12 protein-coding genes are annotated in these 12796 nt (G+C 68.9%); 4 read left to right on the top strand and 8 right to left on the bottom strand.

The window, feature by feature from the left end; genetic code table 11:
• Nucleotides 1-11 precede the first annotated feature (11 nt).
• The 3 genes from ACPPVX_RS11335 to trxA all read left to right on the top strand — a co-directional run bounded on the left by ACPPVX_RS11335 (nt 12) and on the right by trxA (nt 1818).
• On the top strand, nt 12-359 hold the full coding sequence (locus tag ACPPVX_RS11335) for a hypothetical protein (RefSeq protein WP_426570665.1): 348 nt from the start codon (nt 12-14) through the stop codon (nt 357-359).
• A gap of 100 nt (nt 360-459) precedes the next feature.
• Entirely contained in the window at nt 460-1425 is a 966-nt protein-coding gene (gene trxB / locus ACPPVX_RS11340; RefSeq protein ID WP_426570666.1) for a thioredoxin-disulfide reductase, read from the top strand.
• Nucleotides 1426-1491: 66 nt separating this feature from the next.
• Entirely contained in the window at nt 1492-1818 is a 327-nt protein-coding gene (gene trxA / locus ACPPVX_RS11345) for a thioredoxin (protein ID WP_426570667.1), read from the top strand.
• Between the two features lie 398 nt (nt 1819-2216).
• On the opposite strand, the gene ACPPVX_RS11350 is transcribed toward trxA, so the two are convergent.
• The 8 genes from ACPPVX_RS11350 to rpmH form a co-directional block, all read right to left on the bottom strand.
• On the bottom strand, nt 2217-3131 hold the full coding sequence (locus ACPPVX_RS11350) for a ParB/RepB/Spo0J family partition protein (RefSeq protein WP_426570668.1): 915 nt from the start codon (nt 3129-3131) through the stop codon (nt 2217-2219).
• Nucleotides 3118-3996, bottom strand: coding sequence for a ParA family protein (locus ACPPVX_RS11355; RefSeq protein ID WP_426570669.1), 879 nt, complete (start codon nt 3994-3996; stop codon nt 3118-3120). Before ACPPVX_RS11355 ends, ACPPVX_RS11350 begins: the two co-directional genes overlap by 14 nt.
• A gap of 3553 nt (nt 3997-7549) precedes the next feature.
• Entirely contained in the window at nt 7550-8176 is a 627-nt protein-coding gene (locus ACPPVX_RS11360) for an RsmG family class I SAM-dependent methyltransferase (protein ID WP_426570670.1), read from the bottom strand.
• A complete protein-coding gene (gene jag / locus ACPPVX_RS11365; protein WP_426570671.1) occupies nt 8173-9078 on the bottom strand; it encodes an RNA-binding cell elongation regulator Jag/EloR in 906 nt (301 codons plus the stop codon). The genes ACPPVX_RS11360 and jag overlap by 4 nt, the downstream gene beginning before the upstream one ends.
• A 6-nt stretch (nt 9079-9084) precedes the next feature.
• Nucleotides 9085-10206 (bottom strand): YidC/Oxa1 family membrane protein insertase, encoded by a 1122-nt coding sequence (locus ACPPVX_RS11370; protein WP_426570672.1) that lies wholly within the window; start codon nt 10204-10206, stop codon nt 9085-9087.
• Nucleotides 10206-10466 (bottom strand): membrane protein insertion efficiency factor YidD, encoded by a 261-nt coding sequence (gene yidD, locus ACPPVX_RS11375; protein ID WP_426570673.1) that lies wholly within the window; start codon nt 10464-10466, stop codon nt 10206-10208. The genes ACPPVX_RS11370 and yidD overlap by 1 nt, the downstream gene beginning before the upstream one ends.
• Nucleotides 10463-10810: a ribonuclease P protein component gene (locus ACPPVX_RS11380; protein WP_426570674.1), complete on the bottom strand. Its 348-nt coding sequence runs from the start codon at nt 10808-10810 to the stop codon at nt 10463-10465. Before ACPPVX_RS11380 ends, yidD begins: the two co-directional genes overlap by 4 nt.
• Nucleotides 10811-10818: 8 nt before the next feature.
• Complete coding sequence (gene rpmH, locus ACPPVX_RS11385) at nt 10819-10953, bottom strand: 50S ribosomal protein L34 (RefSeq protein ID WP_426570675.1); 135 nt, start codon at nt 10951-10953, stop codon at nt 10819-10821.
• A gap of 373 nt (nt 10954-11326) precedes the next feature.
• Here rpmH and dnaA point away from each other — a divergent pair, with 373 nt between their 5' ends.
• Entirely contained in the window at nt 11327-12724 is a 1398-nt protein-coding gene (gene dnaA, locus ACPPVX_RS11390) for a chromosomal replication initiator protein DnaA (RefSeq protein WP_426570676.1), read from the top strand.
• Nucleotides 12725-12796 lie beyond the last annotated feature (72 nt).

A 12796-nucleotide genomic window follows, 5' to 3' on the forward strand; every position in this document is an offset into this window, starting at 1 on the left:
GGTCTCGACCCATGGCTGTACCAACCCCACCGCGCGGCCCGTCCGCTCCGAAGGGCGTGATCCCCTCCGAGTGGCCGGCCCAAGCAGCCGACACCATCGTCGACACGATCGCCATGGTGCGCGACCGGACCACCAAGCCGCTGCTGCTCGCGGCCCGCGCCGTGGTCTACGGGATCATCGCTGCCGTCGTCGGCGCCATCACGTTCTTCCTGGTGCTGCTGATGATCGTGCGCTGGTACGACGTCTGGGCCCCCGGCCCGGTGTGGCCGATCTACGCCTTCTTCGCGATCGTGTTCTGCATCGGCGGCCTGGTCTGCCTGCGCAAGGCCAACGCGCCGAAGCAGCCAGAGACCCTCTGACCCGCGCCACCTGCTGGACCGGTCGCCGCCGAGCCGACCGGGAAGGTTCCGACCGGTCTCGGCGTTGGACGTTCACGTCCCCGACCGCAACGGAGTCTCCGTGCCCTCAAGCCACAACGTCGTCATCATCGGTTCCGGCCCCGCCGGCCTCACGGCGGCGATCTATGCCGCCCGCGCCAACCTGGCACCGCTGATCCTCGAGGGTGAGCCGTCCTCCACCTCCGATCAGCCCGGTGGCCAGCTGATGCTCACCACCGAGGTCGAGAACTTCCCCGGCTTCCCCGAGGGCGTCATGGGTCCCGACCTCATGGAGAACTTCCGCAACCAGGCCCTCCGCTTCGGCGCCGAGGCCCGCCAGGAGAAGGTGTCCAAGGTCGACTTCTCCGAGCGCCCCTTCAAGATCTGGGTGGGCGATCCCGATGCCGCCGAGCCCACCTACGTGGCCGCCTCGGTCATCGTGTCCACCGGCGCCCAGTCGCTGATGCTCAACCTCCCCCGCGAGGGCGAGCTCCTCGGTCACGGGGTGTCCACCTGCGCCACCTGCGACGGGTTCTTCTTCCGTGACCACCACATCGCCGTGGTGGGCGGGGGCGACTCCGCCATCGAGGAGGCCACCTTCCTCACCAAGTTCGCCGACACCGTCACCCTGATCCACCGCCGCAACGAGTTCAGGGCATCGAAGATCATGCAGGAGCGAGCGTTCTCGAACCCGAAGATCAACGTGCTCTGGGACAGCGAGGTGGCCGAGATCCACGGCGACCACAAGCTGTCGGGCATCACCGTGCGCAGCACGACCACCGGCGAGCTCGCCGACCTCGACGTGACCGGCCTCTTCGTGGCCATCGGGCACCGCCCCAACACCGACCTGTTCACCGGGATCCTGGACATGGAGGACAACGGGTACCTGATCACCGGGCCCGGCACCGCCACCAACATCGAGGGCGTCTTCGCCTGCGGCGATGTCCAGGACCACACCTACCGCCAGGCCATCACCGCCGCCGGCTCTGGCTGCATGGCGGCCATCGACGCCGAGCGCTGGCTCGAGGACCAGGCCGACCACGCCTGATCTCCCCGGGAATCTCTCGAGCCCGTTTCCGGTTGTAACGCACGAATCACCCAAGGAGAACCACCAATGGCTGAAGCCATCAGCACCCTCACCCAGTCCAGCTTCCCCGAGGCCATCGCGACGGCCGACAAGCCTGTCCTGGTCGACTTCTGGGCCGAGTGGTGCGGGCCGTGCAAGCGCATCGCCCCCATCCTCGACGAGGTCGCCTCCGAGAACGCCGACAAGCTCTCGATCGCCAAGGTCAACGTCGACGAGAACCCCGACATCGCCCGCCAGTTCGACATCATGAGCATCCCCACGCTCATCGTGTTCAAGGACGGCCAGCCCGTGCACCGCTTCCAGGGTGCCTCCGGCAAGGCCGGGCTCCTCGAGCAGCTGAGCGACTTCCTCTAGGTCCCTCCCACACCGAACAACCGAACGGGGCCGGGTCATCAGACCCGGCCCCGTTTCGCGTCCCGAGCACGGTCGGGCGATCGCACGCTGCGTATCGGCGCCCGTACCCCGGGTACCGCTCTATTGGCATATCGTCAATGCCTGGAGGCCGGTACTGACGCATTGCGTGCCACGGGGACAGGGTGAACCGAAGCAAGAGGCGCGAGGTTTGCCACAGCGTTTCCCACAACTGTGGATAAACCCGGGGAAAGGCTGACCGTCGGGTTCAGACGCGCATCGCGGTCGGATGGCGGGAGGTTTCGCCGAGGAACGTTCGACCCATCATCGATGCCCGCCCGGCGTGGATCGCGATCCGCCACCGTCCTGCCGAACTGCGGCGCTGCTGACCAGGGAGAGCGCTACGAGGCTGCGGGATCGGGCGGCGTGATCATCGCCCGATAGATGCGCTCGAGATCCTCGAGGCTGGCGAACTCGATGGTCACCTTGCCGCGCTTGGCACCCATCGCCACCTTGACCCGGGTATCGAGCCGATCCGACAGCAGGCCTTCGAGCTCGAGCAGCCCCGGAGGCCGGAGCCGGCGCCCTGCCACACCCGACGACGGCTTGGTCGGCCCAGCATCGGGACCGACCTCGTCGTCGGCCTCTCCCGAGCGAGCCCGAACGGCCTCCTCGACGTCGCGGACGCTGAGCTGCTCGGCCACGGCACGACGTGCGAGGGCCTCCTGGAACGCCCGATCTGGCGTCCCCAGCAAGGCGCGGGCGTGCCCAGCGGACAGCTGACGATCGGCGACGAGCCGTTGGATGCTGGGCGGCAGTTGGAACAATCGCAACATGTTCGACACTGCTGACCGACTCTTGCCGACCCGCCGCGCCACATCGTCGTGAGAGAGCTTGAACTCCTCGATGAGCTGCTGGTACGCCGCGGCTTCCTCCATGGGATGGAGGTCTTCCCGGTGCAGGTTCTCGACCAGCGCCTGCTCGAGCGACGCCGTCTCGTCGATCTTGCGCACCACCGCGGGGATGGTCTGCAGGCCGGCGCGCTTGGCGGCGCGCCAGCGACGCTCCCCCGCGATCAGCTCGTAGCGATCCAGACCCGACGGCCGGACCAGGATCGGCTGGAGCACGCCGAGCTCGCGGATCGAGTCGGTGAGCGAGACGAGCGCCTCCTCGTCGAAGGTCCCGCGAGGCTGGTGCTGGTTGGGCTCGATCTGGCTGACCGCGAGCTCCCGGAGGGTGGCATCGTCACTGGGCCCGGCGAGATCGCTGGGGATGAGGGCGCCCAGGCCCTTGCCAAGTCCGCTACGCCGGGCCACCGCTGACCTCCTTGGCCAGCTCGCGGTAGGCGACTGCGCCCCGCGAGGTGGGGTCGAACGCCGTGATGGGCTGACCGAACGATGGGGCCTCAGAGAGCCGAACCGTGCGTGGGATCATGATCTTGCACACCTTGTCGCCGAAGTGATCTCGAACCTCGTGGGCCACCTGATCGGACAACTTGGTCCGAGCGTCGTACATGACGAGCACGATGGTGGAGATGTCGAGGGTCGGGTTGAGGTTCTTGGTGACGAGCCCGACGTTGCGCATCAGCTGCCCCAACCCCTCGAGCGCGTAGTACTCGCACTGGATGGGCACGAGGACCTCGGACGCGGCAGCCATGCCGTTGATGGTCAGCAGCCCGAGGGATGGCGGGCAGTCGATGAGGACGTAGTCGTAGTCGTCGTGCACCTCGGCCAGCGCGTGCTTGAGACGAAGCTCACGGCTGAAGGCGGGAACGAGCTCGATCTCCGCGCCTGCGAGATCCAGGCTGGCCGGAGCGACGAACAGGTTCTTCACCGAGGAGGCCTCGACGCAGTCCTCGATGGGCACGTCGCTCAGGATCACGTCGTACATCGACGCCTGCAGGCCCCGGATGTTGATGCCAAGCCCGGTGCTGGCGTTGCCCTGCGGATCGAGATCGACGACCAGGACCCGGTAGCCGAGATCGGCAAGTGCCGCGCCGAGGTTCACCGTCGTGGTGGTTTTCCCGACCCCACCCTTCTGGTTGGCGACAGCCATGATCCGTGGGAGCGCCGGACGGACGCGGCCCACAGGAGTGGGGTCGACCGCGGGCTCGGTCGCCGTTGCTTCGCCCGCCGAATCGGTCTCGAGCTGCGCATCGGAGATCGGGGCAGGATCAGTCACGCGCCCATACTTCCGTCCCAGCGTCCGGGGGTCAAGCACCGGTCCACAGTTTCACGTGGAACGCGATCCACCCAGCCCCTGATCCGCGCCGCCAGCGACCCACCCGTCACGGCGTTCGTCGCCCCCGCGGGTACGGCCAGCGCTTCGCGGACCCGCGGGCGACGAGCGGCCCCGAGGCTCCTCGCGGGGCTGAGCCAGTGCCGTCCACCCCGTGCACGCTCCCCCATCACCGCCCAAACATCCGGCGCCGAATGGGGCAACCCACCGTTTCACGTGGAACATGCACTGGCCTGATCCCGTAGGAAGAACCGGAGGATCCTTCCGTCGAGTCGATCGCGCTCTCGTCGGTTCCACGTGGAACGTGCCGAAGGAGACTTCCCAGCCGCCGCGCAACGCGGCCGGCCCGTCCCCTGCCCGCTCCCATCGAGGCCCACCCGATCGAGCTGACCAAAGGGAAGCCAGGGGGCTGACCGCCGTCTCGGTCCGGGCAAGCGTGGGCGGTAGGGCTGCCCTGCGAACGAGCACGCTCAGGACGCCGACGAGCCCGCCCAATCCAAACCCCTCTTCGGCGACAGCCACCAGACCTACCCGCGGCTCAGCACCCGCACGTGCATCCCGCGTTGGGCCCAAGCATCCCGAGGCACCGACCGGTCAGAGGCCGGCAAGGCCACCTGCCCGAGGCGGTCGTCGTCCGTCCCGCCACCCCGGCGAGCAGACCGCGGCCCGGGGAATCGGCGCGGCCCAGGTCCATCGAGCCGGGTCCGGAGTTGCCCGCATCGACGGCGGCCAGAACCAGGCAGGCGAAGCGTTGACAACGCAGCCGGTCCACCCCCGACAGCGACGGGCATCCAGCGCCTCGTCTGAGCTGAGACCCAGGGCGCGGCCAGCCCCAGGAGCGCCCCCACCGTCAGACGTATGGCTGCCCGGTAGGTGCGGGGCCACGGGCCACCTCCGGGACCAGGCGTGCCGGGATCCCGGCAGCGGCGGCCGACGGTCCGGCCCCGGAAGTGTCCTGAGCAGACGTGGCCGCAGAGCGGGACCATACGCAGGCCGGGAGCCAACGATGACTCCGGACGCTCGAGGCCAAGGGTGACGCCCCGACGACCAACAGATCCGCAGATCAGGGCATGCGGCGCCCGATTGGTCCCCTCCAGGGATCTCGTGCCAACCAGCCTTCCGATGCGGCCCAGGATCCTCCGACGGCAGGTCAACGCAGACCCGTGCCCTCCGGGCCCGGAGGCCCCGACACCTGCGCCGGCCTTCCGGATCTTGGCCCAGTCAGCAGGGGGCCAGGTCCCGGGGGCGGGCGATGGCCCGGAAGCTCCAAGTATGCCGAGGTCGGCCCATTGGGCAGGCCGAGCGGCGACCCACTGAGATCCACGCCAGGCCCTCGCCCGCGCCGGCCATCCCGGGGACGAGGGCCCATCCGACGACAAGCCGGGCATCCGGCGCCACGGGCAACAACAAGCCGAGCATCGGGCCCAAGGGCAACACCAGACCGGGGACCGGGGCTCGACCGGCAACAAGCCTGTGACCCGGGCCAACCGCCAACAGGCGGGTCATCGGGACCCGACCGGCGACAGGTCGGAGGCGCGGCAACGACGGCGCCGACCAGGGCCGCAGGGGCTTTGGGTGGACGGTGGTCGGGGGACGCACTGGGCTGTGCCGGCAACCGACCCGAACGTCACGCTGCCCGTGCCGGGCCCCGGCCATCTAGCCCGGCTCCCGTCTCGATGAGTCCGGCGAGCCAGACCCCCTGGCCCGCAGCTGGCGCCGGTCGGGAACCCGCCGAGGAGCGCGGGGCCCACCCCCAGCAAGCCGGATCGGAGCCCACGGCCGAGGCCAGGAGGGCAAAGCGCACGAGGCCCAGAAGAGGAACACGTCTCGGTAGGACTCCGGCCAGGCTGCCCGCCCAGCTCAGGATCGATCGGGGTCCCGAGGCTGGTCGGAGGTCACCTCAGCAGGGGAGCGCGCCTACATCGCCCGTCTCGGGTTGGGACACCGCTGCACCCGAGCCACCCGCCGTCGGTCCCATCCCAGGTCACCCGGGAGATCCTCCATCCCTGGCGGCCGCTCGGTCCCCTCCCTGGGATGAGCCAGAGAAGCACGGGACGAAGGGGTCAGCCGTCCGTCGGATGCCCGGTAGAGGTTGGCGCCCGTGTGGCCATCCCGACGCCTGCCTTCGCCCCGTGGGACGCAAGAGCGCCCTGCCCCGGCCCCGCGACCTGCGGGGTTCTCCGGCGCGATCGGAGGCGACTTCGAGTGCCTCCCATGTGCGCTACCGATGGACCTGGCGCCCAGGACCGAGGCTGGATGAGCCGCGAAACGCCGCGTCTCCCACCGGCACCGGTCTGCTTGCCGGGAAGGGTCGACCGAACCAAGACCTCGGGGGAGGCCTCCGATGGGCGTCAGCGGTCCGTACGTCTTCGATCGGTTCGGGCCTCTCATCACGACGCCTCTGACACATCTGCGCGCCCTGGTGCAGGCGTGGCTCCTGGCCGTGCCTCTCGCCAGGAAGGACCGTTTGAGCGCCCGACTGAGGCCGAGGGAGGAGGTCGGCTTGGGTCCTGCTCCCAGGATCGCCAGGCAGTCGCAACGGCGACCCCACGTCGTCCCTGGGAGCAGTCCACCAGGCGGCCACCTCCCCTCGGGACCTATCTCAGGGATCCACCGCAAGGGTGGTGGCCCTGGGCCCTCCAGACCCGATCCCCCAAAGGGGGGCGGGTGGGGGGCTGCCAGTTCCCCGGGTCGGAAAGGCGCTCCTCGACCGTCCCCACAGCGGCTAGGTCCGTTCGCGGACGGTCAGGAAACCCTCGGCGGTCCGCAGCACGGTGACCACGCCCCCGTGCCGGCTGGGGCGGCTTGGCCCGACGACGACGGCTGCCCAACGATCTGGTGAGGTGGGGGCGAGACGATCGGCGGTGCCCTAGGCCGGACAGGTTCGAGCCAAGGCCCAGCACCGGTCCACCTCCGGGCCGGACGTGGGTCCCTTCCCCAGCGCCCGGGGTGACACAGGGGTAGCCACCTGCGTGGGACATGCCATCCGACCGTCCCCCCCCCAAGCGCAGGACCGAGCGTTCGCAGCGCCGAGCAATCCATAGGCCCGCGAGAGCAGCACCCTCATCAACCCCGGGCACGCCCAGCCCGTCAGTTCGCATGAGGCCGGCAAGCCCCTCCTTCCGCCAACATCACCGCCCGACACGCACGTTCCACGTGAAACGTGCGGCCCCACAGGGCGGGCCGCCCGTGCGGGCGCTCTCCGCCGCGGGACCGATGAACGGAAGCTCCGCGACGCGCTTGGGGCAGACCAAAGGGGCATCGCTGGCACCTCGCCGGTCGTCATCCCCGGGGCGCCTGCCAGGGGGCCGGATGGCGGCCCATGTCTTCGGCCTGGGTGGACCGGGTTGTGCCCGGGCCCCGCTGCCGTTGTGCCTCTCTCGCCCGCGAATGGGGTCACCCGAGCCCGACACCTGCGGGCGGAATCCCAGGCCGCACAGACCCGGGCCTGGAGGTTCCACGTGGAACGGCGCGGGAAGCAGTCCTCGAGGACGGATCAGAAGAGGGGCCGCTTGGCCGGAATCCCTACCCGGCGGGGATAGCGCTCCGGGGCCAGCGTTTCCTGGTCGATCCGCACCAGGTGGAACTCGGGATCGTCGCCGACGACCAGGCCGTGGGCCGGGCCGCAGCCCAGCATCTCGAGTCCATCGATCGGCCAGCGGCCCGGTGGCGTGCCTTCGGGCGGCTCGCTGGCGACGAACGACCCGCCCGCCCGGAGGAGGGGAGCGGCACATTCGATCGTGACCGCCGGCGGGCCGAAGCTCCGCGACACCACCAGGTCGTACGCGCCGCGATGATCGTCGTCACGACCGAACTCCTCGGCCCGCTGCACCACCACGGACACGCGGTCCTCCAGGTCGAGGTCCTCGATGGCCTCCTGGAGGAACTGGGTGCGCTTCTGCTGGGCGTCGAGGAACACCCATTGCGTCTCGGGCCAGAACTCCACCGCCAGCACCAGACCGGGGAGCCCACCGCCGGCGCCCAGGTCGAGGGCCCGGGTGGGGGCGTCCTGGACGGCAACGACAAAGGCCCGGGCATGGTCGAGATGACGCTCGACCGGGCCCGGGCCCAGGAACCCCCGCTGGCGAGCCTCCAGGAGGAGGTCCGTCAGCGAGACGGTCATTCGCTTGTGCCTGCGAGCACGATCACCACGCGACGGTCAGGATCGGCACCTTCGGAGATGGTGTCGACGCCGTCGATCTCGTTGACCGTGTCGTGCACGACCTTGCGGTCGGCCGAGTTCATCGGCTCCAGGGCCCGATCGGCGCCTTCGCTGATGACGGCGGCTGCCTGCTGCTGGACGAAGCGGGCGAGCGCTTCCTGGCGCCGCTGGCGGTAGCCACCGATGTCGATGCGGACCCGGCCGATGTGGCGGCCCGTGGCCCGGCGCTGGAGCACCGTGCGGGACAGCTCGTGGACGGCGGTGAGGGTCTGGCCCTTCGGACCGATCAGCAGCCCAAGGTCGTCGCCTTCGACGCTGAGCTCGATGGTCTCGTCGTCGACCTCGGTGCGGCGCACGGTGCCCTCGGCACCCAGAGCCACGAGGAGCCCCTCGAGGAACTCGGTGATGATGTCAGCCTGATCGCCGACCGGTACCTCTTCGTCGGTCATCTGGTTGCCTTCCTGCTGGTTCTTGGCGGGACGGCCGCCACCGTTGGATCCGGACCGGCCGCGACCGCCGCCTCGGCGGTTGCGGTTCTGCCCCTGGCCACCGGTGTCCGACTCGGACGCGGGAGCGTCGTCGTCGGCCTCGTCGGCCACGGCGACGGCACTGCTGCCGGTGTCGTTCGGCTTGTCCTTGCCACCGGTGCGCTGGCGGCGTGGACGCCGCTCCTGCTTCGGGCGGGGCGCCTTGGGCACCACGCGGGCACGGATGCGAGCCTCGCCGCGCGGGCGCCCGAAGAGGCCGGTCTTCGGCTCCTCGATCACCTCGAACTCGGCTTCGCTCTCGTCGATGCCGAGCTGGTCGAGCGCGGCTTCCTTGGCGTCCTCGATGGTGCGCCCTGTGGTTTCAACCCACTGCACAGGCGATCACTTCCTCTTCTTCTTGGATTTGGACCGGTTCGCCGCGGTTGGTGCCGCACGACTCGGGCCAGCCGTCGACGACTTGGCCGACGGGGCGGAGTTGGAGCTCTTCGTCGAAGAGGCTCCGTTCTTGGATGTGTTGGTGCTGTTGCCGGACGTACCGGAGCTCTTGGAGCTCTGCGCCTCGCGCTTGGCTTCAGCCGGGTTGGGGAGCCCGATCTCCTTGATCTGGGCGAGGAAGCCCTTCGGCTTCTCCGCGACCTCGTCAGATTTTATTGACGATTTGGCAGTTTCCCGGCCAGTGGTGGCCACGGGAGCGTCATCGTCTCGGTACATCGTGCGGGTGATCAGCGCCTGCTGGCCCACCCGGAAGAGGTTCGAGACCAGGAAGTACACGACGATGCCGGCGGGCAGCGTGAACGAGATGAAGGCGAAGAACAGCGGCATGATCCGCATCAGCATCTGCTGCTGCGGGTTCACCGGGGTGGCGGTGTTCCGGCCCGACACCTGCTTCTGCTGGATGTACGACGTGGCCGTCACGGCCAGCACCAGCAAGATGTAGGGGAGCGCCGAGGAGTAGCCCTGGCGGAGCGCCTTCTGGGCCGACTCGGCGAGGTTCAAGCCCCACGCCTCCATCACCCGGGTGTGGCTGAGGTCGATGTAGAGCTGCGAGGTGTGGGAGATGTGGTTCGGTCGGAACCAGCCGAACTTCTCCCAGATCCCGACGCCGGCGCCGCCGTTGATGCCGGTGGTGGACCGGACCGATGCCGCGCCCATGTCGTAGCCGTAGGGCGCCCGGTTCAAGAGCTGGAAGAGCGTGCGGTACAAGATGATGAACACCGGCATCTGCAGCAGCAGCGGCAGGCAACCCGAGACCGGGTTGATGTTGTTCTCCTTGTAGAACGCCATCATCTCTTCGTTGAGCTTCTGGCGATCGTCCTTGTACTTGTTCTGGATCTTCTTGAGCTCCGGCTGGAGCTTCTGCATGGCCAGCATGCTGCGCGTGCCCTTGAGGGTCAGCGGCAGCAGCAGGATCATGATCGACAACGTCAGCAGCGAGATGGCGACCGCGTAGTTCGGGTACAACCCGTAGAAGAACTCCAGCGGCTTCGCGATGAGGTTGTACATCAGGCGGCCGTCCGTTCGTGGTGGTGGTCAGAGTGGTCGGTTGGCTGGGGGACAGGGTCCCACCCGTGGCCGCCCCAGGGATGGCAGCGGCTGATCCGCTTGATGGCGAGCCAGGATCCGCGGGCCGCGCCGTGCACCTCGAGCGCCTCGACCGCATAGGAGGAGCAGGTGGGCTGGTAGCGGCACGGCGAGGGCCGACCGGCGCGAACCCGCTGGTAGAAGCGCACGAAGCTGCGAAGGACGCGCGCCACGGGGCTCATGGCGCCTCCCCGCCGATCCGGCGGGTCTCGAGAGCGGCGAGCAGCCTCTTCACGTCGTTCCTCAGTTCCTCAGGGTCTCGGTCGGACGCCTCTGGACCTGCCGAGACCAACAGCACACCTTCGGGCACCGCACCCCGGCCCTCCCGGGCCAGATCTGCGAACACCGCTCGGAGCCGCCGGCGCAACCGGTTTCGCTCCACCGCACCACCAACTCGCTTGGTGATGGCGTAGGCCACCTGCGTGGCACCGTCACCATCGACGGCGAGGTAGGTCGCCGAGAGCGGTCCGCGGCGGACCCGGATCCCCGATGCCCGGAGCGCCACGAACGTGCGGCGATCGGGCACGCGGCGGATCAGGCCGACAGCTTGGCCCGGCCCTTCAGGCGACGGCTGCGCAGCACGGAGCGGCCGGCCTTGGTGGACATCCGCTTGCGGAAGCCGTGGTTCTTGGCCCGCTTGCGGACGTTGGGTTGAAAGGTGCGCTTCACTGTTCCTCCTCGGGAGCTGCGCGCTGGCGCAGCTCGAGCGGCCACCAAGGTGTGGCCGCGCATGACGACGGTGCGGACCGTGCGCGAGCACGGAGCCATCCGGACAACGCTACGTCCCCACCACGCCGTGGAGCAATCGCGGCCCGCCCGCACGCTGACCTGCACCCGCAGAAGACCGGCCGTGGAGCCCTTGCGCACGCCCGTGCCGACGGTGGTACGGTCCGCTCTCTGCCACACCGGTCCGCTGGAGCGATGTGGGGCACAGAGGCGATAGTGAGGTCCCCGGAGCAGCCGCACGCTCCGGGGTTGAACATGCTTTTCCACAGGTGTGGACTCGGCTGTGGAACACCAACGACGAGGACGGTTCGAGCAGGTGGGAGACGGTGAGCACCTGTGGACGAACTGCCAGGAATCGCTCCGGACCCAGGTGTCCGATGCGGTCTGGCGGTCAACGTTCCAGGACATCACCGATCTCGGCGTCGAAGGCGACGTCTTGCGCTTGGCCGTGCCCAGTGCAGTGGTCAAGGACCGCGTCGAGGGCCGCTACCTCTCGCTCGTCCAGGACATCGTGCGAGACGCCAGCAACCAGCAGCTCACCATCGTGTTGGAGGTCCGCCCGCACGCCGGTGAGAGCTCCACGGTGGCCGACCCGTTCGACGAGTTCCTCGGGGCTCGCCCGGTCGAGGTGACGCCGGCGCCGTCTGGTTCCACCGGCGGCCAGGGCCCCCCGGCCATCCCCGGGATGGACGCCGCGCCGGTGACGCGCACCTTCGACGACTTCGTCCGGGGGCCGTCGAACCAGTTCGCCCACGCAGCCGCCCTCTCGGTGGCCGGCCAGCCCGGGCGCTCCTACAACCCACTGTTCATCTACGGCGACGCCGGCCTGGGCAAGACCCACCTCCTGCAGGCGATCAAGCACTACGTCGAGGAGAACTACCGCGACTACGTGGTCCGCTACGTGACCAGCGAGACCTTCCTGAACGAGTTCATCGAATCGATCCGACTCAACACCTCGGCCGAGTTCAAGCGCCGCTACCGAGAGGTCGACGTCCTGCTGGTCGACGACATCCAGTTCCTGGAGAACCGCAAGGAGACCCAGGAGGAGTTCTTCCACACGTTCAACGCCCTCCACGAGGGCCGCCGCCAGCTGGTGCTGTCGTCCGATCGCCCGCCCGACGCCATCTCCACCCTGGAGAACCGGCTGCGGAGCCGCTTCAAGATGGGGCTGATCACCGACATCCAGCCGCCCGACCTCGAGACGCGCCTGGCCGTGCTGGGAAAGAAGGCCGAGGGCGAAGCCGTCCCGGTGCCCGACGAGGTGCTCGAGTTCATCGCGGTCAACATCACCGACAACATCCGTGAGCTCGAAGGCGCCCTCAACCGGGTCTCGGCTCTGGCGAAGCTCCACAAGCGTCCAGTGACCCTGGCAGAGGCCGAGAAGCACCTGCACGACATCATCGGCGACCGCCAGCCGCGGCCGATCACGCCTGCGCTCATCCTGCAGACCACCTCGGAGATGTTCGACTTCAGCATCGAAGACCTCAAGGGCAAGAGCCGCCAGCGACCGCTGGTCACCGCGCGTCAGATCGCGATGTACGTCTTCCGGGACCTCACCGACCTGTCGTACCCGGCCATCGCACGAGAGTTCGGCGGCCGAGATCACACCACGGTCATCCACGCGGTCGAGAAGATCAAGGCCCTCATGGGCGAGCGCCGGCAGATCTACGACCAGGTCACCGAGCTGCTCAACCAGATCCGCAAGGGCGCATGACCACGGTGCGTTCGTGCCCGGCGTCACATGGGTTGTCCACTGCTATCCACAGGAGCCTGGGCATTTCTCGGC

The sequence above is a fragment of the Aquihabitans sp. McL0605 genome (genome assembly GCF_049993875.1).
In the GTDB taxonomy this organism is placed as follows: Bacteria; Actinomycetota; Acidimicrobiia; order Acidimicrobiales; family Iamiaceae; genus Aquihabitans.

Excerpts from the sequence above, each read along its gene's own strand:
- ACPPVX_RS11335 (WP_426570665.1), top strand. The coding sequence starts at position 12 with ATGGCTGTACCAACCCCACCGCGCGGCCCGTCCGCTCCGAAGGGCGTG.
- trxA (WP_426570667.1), top strand. The coding sequence starts at position 1,492 with ATGGCTGAAGCCATCAGCACCCTCACCCAGTCCAGCTTCCCCGAGGCC.
- ACPPVX_RS11360 (WP_426570670.1), bottom strand. The coding sequence starts at position 8,176 with ATGACCGTCTCGCTGACGGACCTCCTCCTGGAGGCTCGCCAGCGGGGG.
- ACPPVX_RS11370 (WP_426570672.1), bottom strand. The coding sequence starts at position 10,206 with ATGTACAACCTCATCGCGAAGCCGCTGGAGTTCTTCTACGGGTTGTAC.
- yidD (WP_426570673.1), bottom strand. The coding sequence starts at position 10,466 with ATGAGCCCCGTGGCGCGCGTCCTTCGCAGCTTCGTGCGCTTCTACCAG.